The sequence below is a fragment of the Arthrobacter sp. Z1-9 genome, assembly GCF_054792695.1.
The window spans coordinates 632537-648997 of the sequence record NZ_CP096456.1 but is presented as its reverse complement, the minus strand read 5'-3'; the positions used below and the strand labels follow the sequence as shown (position 1 = coordinate 648997).

At 65.8% G+C, this 16461-nt stretch carries 19 protein-coding genes; 7 read left to right on the top strand and 12 right to left on the bottom strand.

The genetic code is table 11. The annotated features are described in order from the left end of the window. Positions 1-15 precede the first annotated feature (15 nt). The 3 genes from M1D93_RS03030 to M1D93_RS03020 all read left to right on the top strand — a co-directional run bounded on the left by M1D93_RS03030 (position 16) and on the right by M1D93_RS03020 (position 2094). Complete coding sequence (locus M1D93_RS03030) at positions 16-1212, top strand: YihY/virulence factor BrkB family protein (protein ID WP_461173720.1); 1197 nt, start codon at positions 16-18, stop codon at positions 1210-1212. Positions 1213-1560: 348 nt separating this feature from the next. After that, positions 1561-1818, top strand: coding sequence for a hypothetical protein (locus tag M1D93_RS03025; RefSeq protein WP_458780826.1), 258 nt, complete (start codon positions 1561-1563; stop codon positions 1816-1818). Between the two features lie 99 nt (positions 1819-1917). Then, on the top strand, positions 1918-2094 hold the full coding sequence (locus M1D93_RS03020) for a CsbD family protein (RefSeq protein ID WP_461173719.1): 177 nt from the start codon (positions 1918-1920) through the stop codon (positions 2092-2094). A 65-nt stretch (positions 2095-2159) separates the two neighbouring features. Here the strand turns inward: M1D93_RS03020 and M1D93_RS03015 are convergent, their stop codons facing one another. The 3 genes from M1D93_RS03015 to M1D93_RS03005 form a co-directional block, all read right to left on the bottom strand. Further along, complete coding sequence (locus M1D93_RS03015) at positions 2160-2633, bottom strand: Dps family protein (protein WP_461175100.1); 474 nt, start codon at positions 2631-2633, stop codon at positions 2160-2162. Positions 2634-2742: 109 nt separating this feature from the next. Then, positions 2743-3420 (bottom strand): O-methyltransferase, encoded by a 678-nt coding sequence (locus M1D93_RS03010; RefSeq protein ID WP_461173718.1) that lies wholly within the window; start codon positions 3418-3420, stop codon positions 2743-2745. Positions 3421-3492: 72 nt separating this feature from the next. Further along, positions 3493-3816: a thiamine-binding protein gene (locus M1D93_RS03005; RefSeq protein WP_461173717.1), complete on the bottom strand. Its 324-nt coding sequence runs from the start codon at positions 3814-3816 to the stop codon at positions 3493-3495. Positions 3817-3936: 120 nt separating this feature from the next. On the opposite strand from M1D93_RS03005, the gene M1D93_RS03000 reads away from it, so the two are divergent. Both M1D93_RS03000 and M1D93_RS02995 read left to right on the top strand, forming a co-directional pair. Then, positions 3937-4584 carry a TetR/AcrR family transcriptional regulator gene (locus M1D93_RS03000; RefSeq protein WP_461173716.1) on the top strand — a complete coding sequence of 216 codons (648 nt, stop codon included), beginning with the start codon at positions 3937-3939 and terminating at the stop codon, positions 4582-4584. A gap of 161 nt (positions 4585-4745) precedes the next feature. Further along, on the top strand, positions 4746-4970 hold the full coding sequence (locus M1D93_RS02995; protein WP_461173715.1) for a hypothetical protein: 225 nt from the start codon (positions 4746-4748) through the stop codon (positions 4968-4970). Positions 4971-5037: 67 nt separating this feature from the next. Here the strand turns inward: M1D93_RS02995 and M1D93_RS02990 are convergent, their stop codons facing one another. The 6 genes from M1D93_RS02990 to M1D93_RS02965 all read right to left on the bottom strand — a co-directional run bounded on the left by M1D93_RS02990 (position 5038) and on the right by M1D93_RS02965 (position 9485). Then, on the bottom strand, positions 5038-5286 hold the full coding sequence (locus tag M1D93_RS02990) for a hypothetical protein (RefSeq protein WP_461173714.1): 249 nt from the start codon (positions 5284-5286) through the stop codon (positions 5038-5040). Between the two features lie 105 nt (positions 5287-5391). Then, the gene (locus tag M1D93_RS02985) at positions 5392-5703 is read right to left on the bottom strand and encodes an AzlD domain-containing protein (RefSeq protein ID WP_461173713.1); all 312 of its coding nucleotides are present in this window, start codon (positions 5701-5703) and stop codon (positions 5392-5394) included. Beyond that, on the bottom strand, positions 5700-6536 hold the full coding sequence (locus M1D93_RS02980) for an AzlC family ABC transporter permease (protein WP_461173712.1): 837 nt from the start codon (positions 6534-6536) through the stop codon (positions 5700-5702). The genes M1D93_RS02985 and M1D93_RS02980 overlap by 4 nt, the downstream gene beginning before the upstream one ends. Continuing rightward, positions 6497-7063: a DoxX family protein gene (locus tag M1D93_RS02975; protein ID WP_461173711.1), complete on the bottom strand. Its 567-nt coding sequence runs from the start codon at positions 7061-7063 to the stop codon at positions 6497-6499. The genes M1D93_RS02980 and M1D93_RS02975 overlap by 40 nt, the downstream gene beginning before the upstream one ends. A gap of 97 nt (positions 7064-7160) precedes the next feature. Then, positions 7161-8576, bottom strand: a complete 1416-nt coding sequence (locus tag M1D93_RS02970; protein WP_461173710.1) for a CoA transferase — start codon at positions 8574-8576, stop codon at positions 7161-7163. A gap of 9 nt (positions 8577-8585) precedes the next feature. After that, positions 8586-9485 carry a glycerophosphodiester phosphodiesterase gene (locus tag M1D93_RS02965; protein ID WP_461173709.1) on the bottom strand — a complete coding sequence of 300 codons (900 nt, stop codon included), beginning with the start codon at positions 9483-9485 and terminating at the stop codon, positions 8586-8588. 49 nt (positions 9486-9534) lie between these two features. Here M1D93_RS02965 and M1D93_RS02960 point away from each other — a divergent pair, with 49 nt between their 5' ends. Continuing rightward, positions 9535-10890: a DUF445 domain-containing protein gene (locus M1D93_RS02960; protein ID WP_461173708.1), complete on the top strand. Its 1356-nt coding sequence runs from the start codon at positions 9535-9537 to the stop codon at positions 10888-10890. An 8-nt stretch (positions 10891-10898) separates the two neighbouring features. Here M1D93_RS02960 and M1D93_RS02955 read toward each other — a convergent pair whose 3' ends face one another. Beyond that, positions 10899-11648 carry a LamB/YcsF family protein gene (locus tag M1D93_RS02955; RefSeq protein WP_461173707.1) on the bottom strand — a complete coding sequence of 250 codons (750 nt, stop codon included), beginning with the start codon at positions 11646-11648 and terminating at the stop codon, positions 10899-10901. Beyond that, entirely contained in the window at positions 11632-12438 is an 807-nt protein-coding gene (locus M1D93_RS02950) for a hypothetical protein (RefSeq protein ID WP_461173706.1), read from the bottom strand. Before M1D93_RS02950 ends, M1D93_RS02955 begins: the two co-directional genes overlap by 17 nt. 153 nt (positions 12439-12591) lie before the next feature. On the opposite strand from M1D93_RS02950, the gene M1D93_RS02945 reads away from it, so the two are divergent. Then, the gene (locus M1D93_RS02945) at positions 12592-13923 is read left to right on the top strand and encodes an MFS transporter (RefSeq protein WP_461173705.1); all 1332 of its coding nucleotides are present in this window, start codon (positions 12592-12594) and stop codon (positions 13921-13923) included. A gap of 66 nt (positions 13924-13989) precedes the next feature. Here M1D93_RS02945 and M1D93_RS02940 read toward each other — a convergent pair whose 3' ends face one another. Further along, the gene (locus M1D93_RS02940; protein WP_461173704.1) at positions 13990-16332 is read right to left on the bottom strand and encodes a glycoside hydrolase family 65 protein; all 2343 of its coding nucleotides are present in this window, start codon (positions 16330-16332) and stop codon (positions 13990-13992) included. Positions 16333-16461: the final 129 nt, after the last annotated feature.

Sequence of the window (16461 nt, the reverse complement as noted above, 5' to 3'; positions counted from 1 at the left end):
CCGAGAGGACACTCCATGGCCACTCACGACTCTTCCGAAACCAGCACTGCGAAGGCAGGGCAGGCGCCGGATCCAAACGATCCCCGGAAGCCGGACAGCCCCAAGGAATTGGACAAGCCGAACTGGAAATACATCGCCAAGAAGACCCTGCGGGAGTTTAATAAGGACCAGTGCCCGGACCTCGCGGCGGCCCTGACCTATTACGCGGTCCTGTCACTGTTTCCGGCCATCCTGGCGCTTGTGTCCCTGATAGGCCTCTTTGGTGACCCGCAGAAGACCACCGACGCGCTACTGCAGATCGTCAGGGGATTTGTCCCGGCCGAAACTGCTGACACGGTAGGCGGAGTGGTGGCAGACCTTGCCAATGCACCTGCTGCCGGCTTGACCCTGGTGATCGGCCTTGCCACCGCACTGTGGTCCGCCTCCGGGTACGTGGGCGCTTTTGGACGGGCCATGAACCGGGTCTATGAGGTGGATGAAGGCCGTGCGTTCGTCAAGCTCCGCGGGACCATGCTGGCGGTCACGCTCCTGGCTGTGGTTATTGTTGCCATCCTCGCCGGCATGCTGGTCCTCAGCGGCCCGGTAGCTGAGGCGGTTGGGGGCCTGATCGGGCTCAGTGGCGTATTCCTCACCATCTGGAACATCGCCAAGTGGCCGGTCATGATCGTGCTCATCATCGCGATCATCGCGGTCCTCTACTACGCAACCCCCAACGTCAAGCAGCCCAAGTTCAAGTGGATGAGCATGGGTTCGGGCATCGCACTGTTCGTCTTCCTGCTGGCCTCACTTGGTTTCGGGTTCTACGTAGGCAACTTCGGAAACTACAACAAGACCTACGGTGCCCTGGGTGGCGTGATCGTCATGCTGCTGTGGCTGTGGATCCTGAACATGTCGCTGCTCTTCGGTGCAGAATTCGACGCGGAAATGGAGCGGGGACGCCAGCTCCAGGCCGGCATCAAGGCGGAGGAGACCATCCAGCTGCCGCCCCGGGACACCAAGAAAAGCGAGAAGCTGCAGAAGCAGGAAGAAGAGGACATCCAGCACGGTCGTGAACTGCGTGAAAAGTACAGCGCGCAGAACGGCGAGGAAGGGGATTCCGGGGGAAACGGAGACAACGGCCAGGACGGTAATCAGGACGCAGGCCAGCCCAGGGAGCCGCATCGCGACCGGGTTCGGAACAAGCTGCGTGACCGTGGCACCAACCGGGACTGAAACTTTGGCACAATGACCGCGGCCCGCAGGCGTTAGCCGTTGTTTCCGGGGACTAGGCAGGACCTTCAAGATGGGGGAAAATTGTCTTGGAGGTCCTGTTCATGTTTCCCGGGTCAGCAAGGTGGCCCGGGGCAAAGGCGGGGCCGGCGGTGAGATGGCCTCTTCTGAGACCGAGGCCAGTCCCCCCAGTCGCCGTCGGCCCCCTCGATCCAGTGAAATTCCCGCCGTAACTGGACAAAACGATCCCTCCTGCCATACGTTCGTGATTACTCTGCTGGTTCCGCTAAGGGCCGGCAGTGCCGCTGAAGCAGAAACGGCGGCAACACGGTCGACCCCGAATGAGCGAACATGCCTGCTACACATTTTGAAGATTTTCTTGCCGAAGCAGTTGTCGCAGACAGGGAGCCTGGCTTGGGCCTCCGACGCGATGAGCTCTACGGGCTTTACACCAGCTGGTGCCTCCTCCACAAAGCACCGCTCCACGCTCCGGAAGCCCTGTGGGAGGCGCTTCAGTCCCACGGGATCAACCCGGACAGCAACAACCTGTCCATGACCGGTCCTGCCGCCGCCGACTATATCGTGGCCAGCGCGCCGGACCTGGTCTGACAATCCTCCTCAAACCTGTTGAAGCTACCCGTGGCTGGTTAGCATTGAACTTGGCCAGCGGTTATTGTCCGCCGGCCACCAGCCGAAGGGAGAATCACCATGGGTTTGGATGACAAAATCGACAACGCCGCAGAGAAAATGGGCGGCAAGGCCAAAGAGGCTACCGGTGCGGCCACCAATGACGAGGGCCTTCGTTCCGAAGGGAAAATGGACCAGGCCAAAGCGGACCTGAAACAGGCCGGCGAGAAGGTCAAGGACGCTTTCAGGAAAGAGTGAATTAAGCAAAAAGGGCCTGCTGCGGATACCGCGGCGGGCCCTTTTTCGTTGAACGGGAGCAGTGGCTAGGCCGGCTCAGTGACGGGCGTGGTGGCAGCCATGATTTCCGCGTTGACCATCCAGGCCAGCTGTTCCAGGCGCTCGATTGCAGCATGCAGCAGATCTGCGCTGGCGGGGTCCTCTTCGTCCACCTCGTCATGGACGTCCCGCATGGTCTGAACCGTCCGCTCCAGCCGGTCAGTGACGAGCTGAACGGTGTCCTTGGTAGGGGTCAGCCCCTGCGGAAACTCCTCCAGCCGGCTGCCCGCCGAGACTGTGCTGCTGCGGCCGTCGGGAAGGGCATGCAGGGCGCGCATCCGTTCTGCCGCCTGGTCCGCAAAGAGCCTCGCAGCCGCAATAATTTCGTCCAATTGCAGGTGCAGGTCACGGAAATTAGTGCCCACGAGGTTCCAGTGGGCCTGCTTCCCCTGCAGGTGCAATTCAATGAGGTCGGTGAGCACCATTTGCAAATTGCTGGCAAGGGCGGGCGACGCTTTCATCATGTTCCTCCGCTGCGGCTGCTTCCGGATGCGAATCAAACCGGACAATTACTCTAAGCATACTTAGCGGTTTTGAATCAACGGCAGGAAAACGGGGCGGACCACCGCCCTATCGAATGAGCGCGAGCGCGAAACCGTCCCAGCCTTTGGAGCCCACTGTCTGGATGACGGTGGCATCGAGCCGGGGATGCCCGCCCAAGAGCCGGAGTGCATCAACAATTCCCTGGGCGTTAACAGGATCCATGTCGGGGTCCATCACGGCCCCTTCCCAGATGGTGTTGTCCAGGACCACGGTTGTCCCAGGGCGCCCCAGGCGGATGGCCCAGTCCAGATAACGGCTGTTGTTCTCCTTATCAGCATCAATGAAGATGAAGTCAAAGGGTTCCCGGTCCTCCTCTGCCAGTGCGGCGAGGGTGTCCAGGGCCGGTCCAAGCCGGATCTCCACCTTCTGCCCCAATCCGGCAGCGTCAATGTTGGCCCACGCCACCTCCGCATGCTTGGGGAGGAATTCGCACGTCACCAGGGTGCCGTCGTCGGGCAGCCCCTGCCCCATCCAGATGGTGCTGAAGCCGGCCAGGGTGCCGATCTCCAGGATCCGGCGCGCGCCGGAGAGCTGAACCAGGAGCTTGAGGAGCTTGCCGGCGTTGGGCGCCACCTCGATGGCCGGCATGCCGGCAGCGGCGGCGGACTGCACGGCCCTGAGCACGGCGGGATCCGGATGGACCACGACGTCGGACAGGAACTTCTCCGTGGCAATCCACTCTGGCCGGGGCTTGTGCTCAAACATGGGCACAGTCTGGCACGCGCCCACGTGCGGGTCCAGAGGAACTACAGACGACGCCGGATGGGACGCGCGCGTTCAGGAACCGCCGGAGAGCGCCTCTTCCAAGCGGTCCACTTTGGCCGTCAGCTCACCGGAGTAACCGGGCCTGATGTCAGCCTTGATCACCAGGGAAACCCGGCTGCCGTAGCGGCCCACCGCTTCGGTAGCACGCTTCACAACATCGAACACCTCATCCCAATCACCCTCGATGGTGGTGAACATGGAGTCCGTTTTGTTGGGCAGTCCCGATTCCCTGACGATCTTCACGGCGGCGGCGACGGCGTCGTGAACGGAGGCGTCACCGGGCCGTGAACCTTCGCTGGGAGTACCGGACGGGGCGACAGAAAACGCAAGCAACATGTTGCCCAGTGTGCCACGGCGTCCACGCCACCTGCAGCGGGGCAGCGGGCGCCGCCGTCACAAAACCCCCTACCGTGCAGTAACGGTGAACGCCGAAGGCCCGATTGCTAACCTTTGAGCATGAGCCTCGCAGTCGCCCGCAAGCCGCTCCGCGCCGACGCAGCGCGGAACGTGGACAAGATCATCACGGCGGCGCGCCAATGCTTCCGCGAGTTCGGCCCCGACGTACCGTTGCAGACCATTGCGGCCACAGCGGGAGTGGGCCCGGCCACCCTGTTCCGCAATTTTTCCGACAAGGAGGAGCTGGTCCTGGCAGCCCTCAACAGGCAGCTGCGGCTCACCGTGGATCCGGTGGTGGACGGGGCCCTCGCAGATATCGATGCGGCCGCCGGACTGCTGCGGGTCATGGAGGCCCTCATGGCCGCCGCGAGCGATGACGCCAATCTTTTGGGAGCCGTGGCCGGCCGCCGTGAGCTGCTTACCGGCATTACCGGCTCCCTGATGGAGTCGATGGGTGTGCTGCTGGTCCGGGGGCAAGGCCAGGGAAGCCTGCGCGCGGACATCTCCATGACTGACATGTTCCGGCTGCTCGCCATGCTCATCGGGGTTGTGGACACCATGGAACCCGGGTCCGACGCCTGGCGCCGTCCGCTGGCCCTGGTGGAGGACGCCATCCGATCGGTCCGGCCCAGCCGACCGCTTCCCATCCATGTGCCGCTGCCGGCCGCTTCCCTGGCGGGCCAGCTGGCGGGTCAGCAGCCCGTCTAACCGCAGGATTCCCGCGCGCGGGAGGCCGGGTCCTCCCCATTGTGGGCCTCCAGCGGGTGCAATACACTTCAAGTGGGTTACGCAGCCAGCCTCTGTTCTTTCCAGATGGAGCCACCGATGCCACAGTTCCTGCACCTCCGGCCCTCCACGGCCGCAGCGCGATGAACAGTTCCAAACTTTTGCACTACATCAACGATCCGCGCGGCCCCGAGGAAGTCCTTCCCACACTGCCGGCGGAGGAACTCGCAAAACTGCTGGATGCCCTTTACCAGAACCTTGACACTCCCGAGCCGGAGTTCGGCGCCCAGGCCTGGTACGAGATGGCGGTTGAAGAAAGCTGTCGGCGGTCAGCAGCACCTGACGGCGCCGCCCACGGGGTAGCTTAGCCACCTACGTTCACAAACGCGGTGAGTCCCCCCGGTTCCCGCAAGCCTCCTGGCGTGCCCGGCAAGGTTAGTTGCTGTCGGCTGCTCCCCTGGCGAGGATCTCCCGGCGCACCAGGGCCTGCAGCGCGGAAACCTGGGACGCAGGGTCCACGTCCATCGCCCTTCGGAGGCTTTCGGAGAGCGCCTCCAAGTCCTCGGCAGGGACGTCGGAAACACGGGCAAAGCGGGTGAAGAAACGCTTGACGGGCAGCCCCGCGCGTCGTCCGTGATTGACGTTGGATTGAGGTTTTTTGGCCGCGTGCAGTTGATCTTCCATTGGTGCCATTCGTCAAGTCGTTGGGCCAGCTGCATAGCCGATCCCATAGTACAACTCAGCACGGGCAAGGGAAGTGATGCCTGCCACATTCGGGGGTGGGGTGATTCAGTTCCAGCCCAGCATCCGAAGCAGTGCGGCAGTTCCCGCGCCGGCGACCACCACCACGAGAAACGGTGCCCTCAGCGCCAGGGCGATCGCAGCTGCGGCCAGGGCACCCAGGCGCGCATCGGCTGCCAGCGCCTGCCCCGACGCTACGGCGTTCACCACCGTCAGGGAGGCAAGCAGCCCGATGGTCATGGTGCCTGCGACCCGCGACATCCGGGGGTCCTTCAAAAACCTGGCCGGGACAAAGTAGCCCTCCAGCTTCCAGGCGTAGGCCAAGGCACAGGCAATCAGCAGCCAGACCCAAAGACTCATGTGGCGGCCCCCGGGGTGCCGCCGTCGCTGCCACGGTGTTGCCCGCCGGGCTGGCGGTGCCCGCCCTGATGGTCCGCGCCGCGGTGGAGGTGCTCCCGGTAGGGATCCACGTCCGGCTCAAGGCCCTCGTCGCTCCGGCCGTGGCTGAACCAGCCGAGCACAGCCGCCACGACGGCGGCCACCAGGATCGGTACGCCGGCAGGAACGAACGGCACTGCCATCACCGTGGCGAGTGCGCACACCACCGCAATGGCGATCGGTTCGCGGCCCTTCAGCCGGGGCCAAAGCAGGGCCAGGAAGGCGGCCACGGCTGCCCCGTCCAGTCCCCACTGCTTGGGATCCCCCAGCCCGCTTCCGGCGAGCGCTCCCACTGCGGTGAACAGGTTCCAGAGCACGTAGATGCCGATGCCGGCCGCCCAGAAACCACGCCGCTGCTCAGCGGGATCGCTCTGGCCGGTGCTGGTGGCGGTGGATTCATCAATCGTCACCTGGGCGGCAACGTACCTGCGCCACCCCGTGGGGTGCAGCAAGGCGTTGAGCTGCATGCCATAGATGCCGTTGCGCATTCCCAGGAGCGTGGCGGCGCTCATCGCGGCGATGCCTGAGCCGCCACCGCCCACGACCCCGATAAACGCGAACTGCGAACCGCCGCTGAACAGGAGCAGGCTCAGCGCCATTGTCTGCCAGAAGTCCAGCCCGGACGTTACGGAGAGTGCGCCAAAGGATATTCCGTACAGGCCGGTGGCAACGCTGATGGAGAGCCCCACGCGCACGGCAGGGGAAGCCAGGAGTTTCACGTCCGCAAACCCAGTGCAGGCTTCCGAAGACTCCATGCCCAGAGGATCAGCGGCGCCTGAAGCGGGAGGCGCAGGGTATGCACCTTGCGCTGCAGAGCGGATCCCTCCGGGCCGTAGGCGCGGCGGAGGGCATCGGCATGGCCGGCAAGGAAGGCGATGAACATCGCGGTAAGGGCGGTTGCGGCCGCCTTGCGTGTCAACGGGACAACAATGCCGACGGCGGCAGAGAGCTCCAGCAGGCCGCTGACGGCTATCCATTCCTCCCTGGTCATCACGGCCAAGTGCCGACGGCGGTCCTGTTCCATTCCGCCGCCGAAGGCCGCTGCGGCACCGCCGGCAGAAGCTCCGGCGGAAGTGCCGGTGGGCGTATCAGTGCCGCCGGCGGCAGGACGGGCGCCGCCCGTTGCTTGCCTTTGCGTGTCCTCCCGGCAGAGGTAGTCGGGCACCACCTGGCGGAAGAAGCCGGGGTCGCGGAAATGCTTCATGGCGCTGGCCAGCAGCAGTGCGCTCATGGCTGCAGCGGAAAGGCTCTGGAGGGCCCGGCCGGACCGGGGAAAGGGCATGGCTCCACTCAACCACAAGCACCGCCGGCCATTACAACCGCCAGCCACCGTAAACCCGTCACGCACAACTCGGACCGCAGCAGCCCTGTGCGAACAGTCAGGCCCAGGCGAGGGCCGAACTCCCGTAAGGCACTGGCGGGGAGGTGTAGTCGAGGGGTTGTCCGGCCAGCAGGAGAGGTGGCAGGGCGTAGCGCAGTTCTCCGTAGGTGCTCTCCATGTTTCCCAGTTCGGGTTCCGGCAGCAGGCCTGGCTTGTCGGCGGAAGGCACGGCCGGCAGGGTGAAAAGCTCCTCTGCGGTGCGGGCCAGCGACAGCCGGGCCGACCCGCCGAAGCCGGTCTGCCGGCGCCGGGCAAGCAGCGCGATGGCCGCCGCGGCCACCCCGTACCCGGTGGCGTGGTCCAGGGCCTGAACCGGGAGCGCACCCGGCCGCCACTCGCCGTCGTTGTTCTCCGACCCGTAAAGGTGGGCGATTCCGGTGGCCGCCTGGACGATGCTGTCGAAACCGCGCAGGCCGCTCCAAGGGCCTGCTGCACCCCAGGCGTCCAGCGTGACCACGGCCAGCTCCGGCCGGGATGCGAGCAGAACCTCCGGCTCCAGGCCGAAGCGGTTAAGGGCGCCACGCCTATAACCGGTGACCACCACGTCGGCTGCCTGCAGCAACGGCTCCAGCCGATGCCTGTTCCCGGCCGCGGCAAGGTGGGCCTCGGCGCTCCTCTTGTCGAATCCGGTGTCAACGAACTGGTCGGTGATTTCGGGAAGGTGCGGCGGATCGATCCGCAGGACGTCGGCACCCAATGCCCCGAGCAGCCTGGTGGACACAGGTCCGGCGATGACGCGGGTCAGGTCCAGCACGCGCACTCCCCTGAGTGGGCGGCGCGGGTCTTCGGCGGACAGCCCCGGTTGCCCGTCTCCTGAAGCTTTTCCGTCCGCAAGGGTCCATTCGATCCATGGCCCCGCTGCTGCAGCCTGGCCCATCCCGGACTCCAGCCATTCGCTGCGGCGCCGCACCGCTGCGGCAACCCCGCCAGGGGCTTGGATGGCGGCCTCGGCTTCGAGGGACGTCATGGTGCGGAGGGCAGCGGCAAGGCCGTCTGCCGTGCCGGTTCCCAGCCCCTGCATCAGCCGCTGTTCATGGTGCGGGTAGTTGGCGTGCAGCCTGATCCAGCCGTCTTGGGTGCGCCGGAAGCCCGACAGCGGGGCGAAGCCCTGGATCTTCCGGCCGTTGATCCGCAGGTGCCCTGAGGAGTCAAAAGCGCCGGCCGTCAGGGCCGCCGTGGTCGCGAAGCGGCCCGGCGCGCCGGCGAGGAGGTTCAAGGCTGCGGCCGCAGTCCCAACGGCTCCCAGCGCGAGTCCTTCCACGTCCAGCGGGCCACCCCACCAGCTTCGGGGACCGGACCAAGGCGGCGCGCCACTGCCGGTTGCAGCCTCCGCACCACCACCCACCGCCCCCAGACTGCCGAACGCGGGCTCGAGATCCCGGAGCAGCGGAATGCTGTGGAAAAAGTTGCCCACTGTGCCTGCCTACCTTCCCTGCGGCGAAGCCACCTCAAGCTGGCTGAGCACGCGCGCCGGCACGTTGGTGGTGATCTCGTGGACGCCGAGGCCTTGGCAGAGTGCCACGTCCTGCTCGGAGTCCACGGTCCACACCCGGAAGCGCCGGCCCTGCTCCAGCCACCGCTGGATGGTCGCCGGGTGGCGGCGGACGTAGTCCACGCCCGGACCGGCGAGCGACGCTTCGCCGTGCTCCAGGATCCGCTCACCCTCCAACTGCGCGGCTTTCATCACGTTGGCAATCGCTCCGCCGGTGATCAATCCCAAACCCAATTCCTGGCGGAGCTCGCGTACGTCCACGTCATCCACCAGCTGACAGACGAACTCTGCCGGAACCGACCGGAGCAGGCGGCGCACGGACTCCGGGCTGAAGCTCATGAAGGTCACCGCCACATTGTCCACCGCTGAGCTTTTGGCGTCCCAGCCCTCGTCGCGGAGAACTTCAAGCACCCGGTCCTCCAGTTTAAGCTGGTACGGGCTGGGATGCTTCAGCTCGATGGCCAGCCCCACGGGCCGTCCGGCCCCGCGGAGGATCTCCAGCAGCTCGGGAAGAGTCAGGAACTGCTCGGACCGCGCACCGTACTCCTCGGGGATGCGCACCCCCTTCCAGGAAGAAAAGTCCAGGCGGCGGAGTTCGCGCAGCGTCCGTTCCGCCACCGGCCCGGTTCCATCCGAGGTGCGGTCCAGGTTGGCGTCGTGCAGGAGGATGACGTGCTGGTCGCGGGTAAGGTGGACGTCGCACTCCACGCCGTCCGCGCCGTCTGCCAGCGCCTGCAGGTAAGCCGCGCGGGTGTGCTCGGCAAACGCGCCACTCGAGCCCCGGTGGGCAAAGACCAAGGGCCGTTGCGGCACTGACCGGTCAGTAGTCATGGAGACACGGTAACCGACCGGGCCCGTCCTGCGGGACTAGGCTTGGCACATGCAGGTGAACTCTGAGACAACTACCCGGGAAGCACGCACCAACCAGACACCGTCCGCTCCGGCCGCACCGCCCGGCACAAAGGTCCGTGCCGCCGTCGGCCACCAGCTCAGTGCCGGTGACGCCGAAAAGGCGGCAGCGCTGCGGAAAATGAAGCTTGTGGCGCTGGGGCTGCTCGTGGCCATGGCGGTAATCTTTGTGTTCGCGTTTGCGCTGCAGAAGGAGTACCCGTGGCTCCAGTACGTGCGTGCTGCGGCTGAAGGCGGCATGGTCGGCGCGCTGGCGGACTGGTTCGCCGTCACCGCGCTGTTCAAGTACCCCATGGGCATCAAGATCCCGCACACCGCCATCATTCCGCGCCGGAAGGACCAGATCGGCGCGTCACTGGGCGAGTTCGTGGAAACCAACTTCCTGTCCGAGCAGGTGGTCCAAGACAAGCTGGCCAGCGTGAACATTGCGCGCCGGGCGGGCGAATGGCTGGCGACGCCGGCAGGTGCCGAGCGGGTGGCCAAGGAGGGTGCCGCCGTGATCCGCGGTGCGTTCAAGGTCCTTAACGACGACGACGTCCAGGCAGTCATCGAGGGCATGGTCCGCAAGCACCTGCTCACTCCGCCGTGGGGACCTCCCGTGGGCAGGATGGCCGAGCGGATCTTCCATGACGGGCACCACCACAAGCTGGTGGACCTGCTGGTGGACCGTGCGGCCGACTGGGTCAGCGAAAACCACGAAACGGTGAGCCGGCTGGTCTCGGAGCGCTCCCCCACCTGGGTACCGCAGTTCGTGGACGGGCTCGTGGGCGACAAGGTCTACATCGAATTCCTCAAATTCGTCCGGGCCGTGCAGTCCGATCCGAACCACCAGGTCCGGCAGTCCATCGACAAGTACCTGAACGACCTTGCCCAGGACCTGCAGCACGATCCGGCGATGATCGCGCGTGCCGAGGACATCAAGGCCCAGGTCCTTGGTGATCCCGAAGTCCGGGAACTCGCAACCCGGACGTGGGGAACCGTGAAGAACGCCCTGCTGGGTGCTGTTGATGATCCGCAAAGCGACCTGACCGTCAAGTTCAAGGCAGCGGTCCGTGACTTCGGCTCGCGGCTGGTCAACGACCCCGAACTCGCCGGCAAGGTCAACGCCTGGATCGGGGACGCCGCGGGCTACCTGGTGCGGACGTACCGCTCCGACATCGCCGGGGTTATCACGGATACCGTTGCCCGCTGGGATGCCGAGGAGACCTCCCAGAAGATCGAGCTCCAGGTGGGCAAGGACCTGCAGTTCATCCGGATCAACGGCACCGTGGTGGGTTCACTGGCCGGGCTCACCATCTTTACGGTGGCGCACCTGATTTTTGGGTGAGCCAGCACCTACGCGAAAGACTCCAGCTCCACACCGGCAGCCTCAAGGCCTGCCCGGACGCGTGCCGCCATCTCAACCGCCCCCGGGGTGTCGCCGTGGATGCACAGCGAATCCGGCCGTACCTGCAGCACGGTGCCGTCAAGGGCAACCACTTCGCCGTTGGTGGCCATGCGCACGGCACGCTCGACGATCGAGTCGACATCATGCAGGACGGCGCCCTCCTGCGAGCGCGGCACCAGTGTCCCGTCAGGCAGGTAGGCGCGGTCCACAAATGCTTCGATGAAGACCGGGTGGCCGGTTTCCTGGGCCTGCTTGAGGAGCTCCGAGTTGGGGAGGCCAAGGATGGGCAGGCCGGGATCGTAGGAGTTCACGGCGGCCACCACCGCGGAGGCCTGGTCCGCGTCGTGGACCAGCCGGTTGTACAGCGCGCCATGCGGCTTGACGTAGTCAACGGAGGCACCCACCGCGTGGGCGACGCCGTCGAGCGCGCCGAGCTGGTACAGCACGTCGCCGAACAACTCGTCAAAGGACATGTCCAGCGAGCGGCGGCCGAACCCGGCGAGGTCGCGGTAGCCCACGTGGGCGCCAACGGTCACGTCCAGCTCATAGGCCGCCCGGCAGCTGCCCAGCATGGTGATGGGGTCCCCGGCGTGGAAGCCGCAGGCCACGTTGGCGCTGGTGACCAGCCGGAACATCGAGGCGTCGTCCCCCATGTTCCAGGAGCCGAATGATTCGCCAAGGTCAGCGTTGAGATCCAAGGTTGTTGCCTTCCAGCGTCAGGTTGTCCGGTGCGGCTGCGTTGAGCTCGCCGGGGATGGTCTCCGGCATGGGACCAAACGCTTCCTTCGCGTTGGACACCACCGCACGGCCCATCATGAGGTTACCGGCTCCGCCCACTACTGCGCCGATGCCGAACGGCAGCGCCCGGCCGAACAGCGCCGTGCCCTGGCGTTTGAGGAGGTTCTTGAGGAAGGCTTTCTGGATCCGGGTCCGGACGGAGCCAAAGCCGGGCACGGGCATCGACTTTGACAGGACGTTGCCCCAGGCCTTGGTGGCGTTAACGCCGTTGCCCGCCGCCTGGCCGCTGAGCGTCCCGAGCAGTGCGGTGCCTTCCTCGCCCAGCATGAGGGCCATGACCATCGTGCTTGCTTTTTCCGGGTTGGTGAGGCGGATGCCGTGCAGTTCGGCCAGTGACGTGGCGTAAAGGGCCGTTGCTTCCAGGAATCCCACGGTCGCGGCGGCGGAGAGGCCGAGGGACGCCACGGTACCGACGCCGGGAACGACGGCGGTGGCGCCAACCACTGCACCGCCACCTGTGACGGCGCGGAGGTAGTCGCGTTCGATGATGTCCGCCAACTGGGCGGCGGTGGCACGCGGGTGCTTGCGCTGCAGCCGCCGGATGTAGGCCAGGACCAGCGGTCGCTGGATTTCCACCGCCCGGAGGAGCATGTTGTGGACGCCCGGCTTCGGGTTGCCGTCGGCGTCGAAGACGGCGTTATGGGCCGTTTCGTGTGCGATTCGTACTGCGGGATTGCTGCGCTTGGCCATGGTCACCTCTGTTGGTCTCGCCGGCCGCGATGGTCGCGGCCTTTCCTAATACTAAGGTTGCTTAACACTAGGCCACCGCACCCCGGACAGGCTCCGCATCTGGAGTATCTGCCCGGCTGTCCGGGGCATCCGGCCAAAGCCTAGACTTACCCTATGCCCGCCCCCAAAGCCTTGCGGCCCTTTGCCCATCGTGAGTACCGGGTACTGATTTCGGCGCTGGCCATCTCTATTTTCGGTTCCGGGATGTGGGCCGTCGCGATGGTTTACCAGGTGATCCATCTGGGCGGCGGGCCGCTGGAGTTGTCCTTTGTGGCTGCAGCCGGAAGTGTGGGCCTGGTGGCTTTTCTCCTGGCCGGCGGGATCGCTGCCGACAGGGTTCCGCAGCGCCGCCTGATCATCGCCGTGGAGGGAGCGAATCTCGCCGTCATCGCCGCCATCAGCGGGCTGGCCATTGCCGGCTGGCTGCAACTCTGGCACCTGGCTGGAGGCGCCTTCGTGCTGGGCGTCGGAGCGGCTTTCTTCTTCCCCGCGTATTCGGCCATCCTGCCGCGTATCCTCCCGCCGGAAGACCTGCTCGCAGCGAACGGCGTGGAGGGTTCCATGCGGCCGGTGCTCCAACAGGCCGCAGGTCCTGCCGTTGCGGGCGTTGTGGTGGCCGCCCTCTCGCCGTCGCATGCCGTGACGGCGGTGGCCTTCTGCCACCTTTCGGCCTTCGTTGTCCTGAACTTCCTGGGCCGGCACTCGCTGGACGCGCCCGTCAACGGGGCCGAGGACGGTTCCCCGACTGCGGGAGCCGAAAGGGGCAGGTCGTCCTTCCTTCAGGACCTGCGCGAGGGTGTCAGCTACACGCTGCGTACCCCGTGGCTGCTGTGGACCCTGGTGTGGGCATGCATCTCGGTCCTGTTCCTGATAGGCCCCATCGAGGTGCTGCTGCCGTTTGTGGTGCGTGACCAGCTGGGCGGTGATTCGCGCATGTTCGGCTTCCTCCTCGCCGTGATGGGCGTGGGCGCAGCCTTGGGTTCGCTGGTCACGGCATCATTGACGCTGCCCCGGCGCTACCTCACGGTGATGATGGTGTCCTGGGGCGCGGGCAGTTTGCCGGTGGCCGCCGTCGGGATCATGGACAGCTTCTGGATCCTCGCGGCTGCCTTGTTCATCTGGGGCGTGACCGGCAGCGTGGGCATGGTCATCTGGGGGACCCTGCTCCAGCGGCGCGTCCCGCCCCACCTTCTGGGCCGCGTTTCCAGCCTGGACTTTTTTGTGTCGCTCGCCCTCATGCCCGTGTCCATGGCCCTGGCCGGGCCGGCCGCGGAGGTCCTGCCCATCTGGCTGATCTTCCTGGTGGCCGGCCTCGTCTGCCCCGTCATGGCGGTTATCGCCATGATGGTGGCACGCATGCCCGACGACGAACTGGCCCACCCGCTGGACAGGGCTCCTGTTGCGGAACGTTCGACGGCGGCCGGAGACTACGCGGCCGGAGATTAGGCTGCCGAACGGGCTGCGGGCAGGGGCGGTCCGCAGGCGGCCCCTGCCTCCGGGGAGCCCGCGGGGTCAATGGTTGGCGCGCACCACCGGGATGCTCGCCGTCGGATGCCCGCTGGGGAACACCGTAGGTTCAGGTTCCGGCACGGGTTCAAGTGCTGCCCGGACGGGCTCCGCGCCCACGATGAGTACCTGGCCGCGGACGTCCACCTCCAGGGCATCGCCTTCCTTGACAGTCAGGGTGATGGCACCGGCGGTGAGCTCAACCAGCAGCAGGCGGCCACGGATCTTGAGGTGGAACGCCAAACCTTCCCATTCCGCGGGGAGCCGGGGATCGAAGTACGGGACCGGGCCCTGGTCCCTCAGGCCGGCGAACCCGCACACCAGGGAGCTCCACACGCCGCCGGTGGAGGCGATATGGACACCGTCGATGGTGTTCCCGTGCGTATCGTCGAGGTCGATGAACACGGCGTTCGTGAAGTGCTCAAGCGCTTCGCGGGAGTATCCCACCTCGGCCGCCATGATGCCCTGGACGCACGCGGACAGCGTTGAATCGCCCGTTGTCAGCGGATCGTAGAAGTCGAAGGCCCGCTGTTTTTCCTCCGCGGAGAAATCCTGCCACTGCAGGAACATTGCCAGGACGGTGTCCGCCTGTTTCAGGACCTGGTGGCGGTAGATGACCAGCGGGTGGAAATGCAGCAGCAGGGGGTACTTGGACCGGGGCGTGGTCCAGTCCCAGGGTTCGAGGGTCATGAAGTCGTTGTCCTGGGAGTGGACCTGCATGCGCTCGTCGAACGGCAACTGCATACGGTTCGCGGCCGCCTCCCACAGCTGCCGCTCCTCCTGGCTGATGCCGGCATGTTCCAGGGCAGCGGCAGCACGCAGGTTGAACCGCGCCATGACGTTTGTATAGAGGTTGTCGTTGACCACGGCCGTGTATTCGTCCGGCCCGGTGACGCCGTGGATATGGAAGAGCCCGTCCTTGCCGAAGAAGCCCAGCGAGATCCACATGCGAGCGGTCTCGATGAGCAGTTCCGCACCCATTCCGTCGCGGAACGCGGTGTCCCCCGTAGCCCAGACGTACCGGTTGGTGGCAAAGGCGATGGCCGCTGCAATGTGGAACTGGGCGGTACCGGCTGCATAGTAGGCGCTGGCTTCCAGTCCGTTGATGGTGCGCCACGGGAACAGCGCCCCGTCCACGCTGAGTTCCTTGGCGCGGATCTTGGCCTCGGGAAGGATGCCGTGGCGGAACTCCAGGACCTGGCGGGCCCCGTCCGGATTGGTGTAGGTCAGATACGGCAGGAGGTAGACCTCCTGGTCCCAGAAGTAATGGCCCTCGTACCCTGAACCCGTGACGCCCTTCGCCGGGATCCCGGCAACGTCCGCGCGGGCCGTTGCCTGGGCAAGCTGGAACAGGTTCCACCTGATGGCCTGCTGCAATTCGGGCTGGCCGGCCACCACGATGTCCGACGTGGCCCAGTAACCGCTGTAGTGCGCTTCGCTTTCGGCGAATATGTCACGGACGGAACGCAGGTTTCCTTCTGCCACCGCCGCCGGGTCAGTCGACGGGTCCTGGACAGCGGCGCCCGCCGAGTAGCTGACGCTCTTCTCGAGGCGGAAAGGCTCATCGGCGCCCACTGCCAGGACATAGCGCACGCTGCTGTCGTCCTGGTCCACGAGCGTGTCAAAGGGCTGATGCCCTGCTGAGGTCCAGTGGTCCACCGCGACGCCGATCCGTCGCTTGGATTCGGCGGCCTCCCAGGCCAACCGGAGGGATCCGTCAGCACCGTCGAGGCGCAGGGGCAGCAGCACGCGTCCGGCGTGGCGGCCCGCCCGGCGCGGATCGTGGACGGAGTGGTCTTCCACCGGCTGGTCCTGGCGGTTGACCACTGACGACGTGACGTCCACGGAGATATCACGGTCCGTTGCAACTTCCAGCGAGATGCCGAGGGTGCCCCGGGAAGCGAATCCGACGGCGCGTCGTTCGGTGGTGGTGACGGTGGCGCCGGAACGGCACTGCCAGGTGATCCGGCATTCGTAGACGCCGTTGGAGAAGTCAACGGACCGCCGGTAGTCCAGCACCTCGGATTCGGCCAGGCTCAGGGGTTCGCCGTCAATGACGACGTTGAAGTTGTTGGCGTCCGGGATGTACAGGATGCGCTGGCCGGTGCGGGCGAAGCCGAACGCGTTTTCGGCGTGCTTGATGTCCCAGATTTCGTGCAGGCCATTGATGAAGCTGCCCGGCAGGTCGGAGTCGGCTGCCGCCCAGTGGGCACCGCGGATCCCCAAGTGCCCGTTGCCCAGGGCAAAGAGGGTTTCCAGCGTCCCTTCGTTGCCCTGTTCGTGGCGTGTTTCCACGAGCTGCCAGGGTGTGTTGGGGAACCTTTCGCGGTCCGCGGAGATCAGAGCCATGATGTTGGGGTCCTTGTGCGAGTGGCGGTGCTGCCGGTTGGCCGGCTGGGCGTGCCGATGATGATTGTGGCAGCTGGGGGTGCTGCTTACTTCTTACTGCTTGCTTAAGTGATTCGTTGTGTTCCGGCG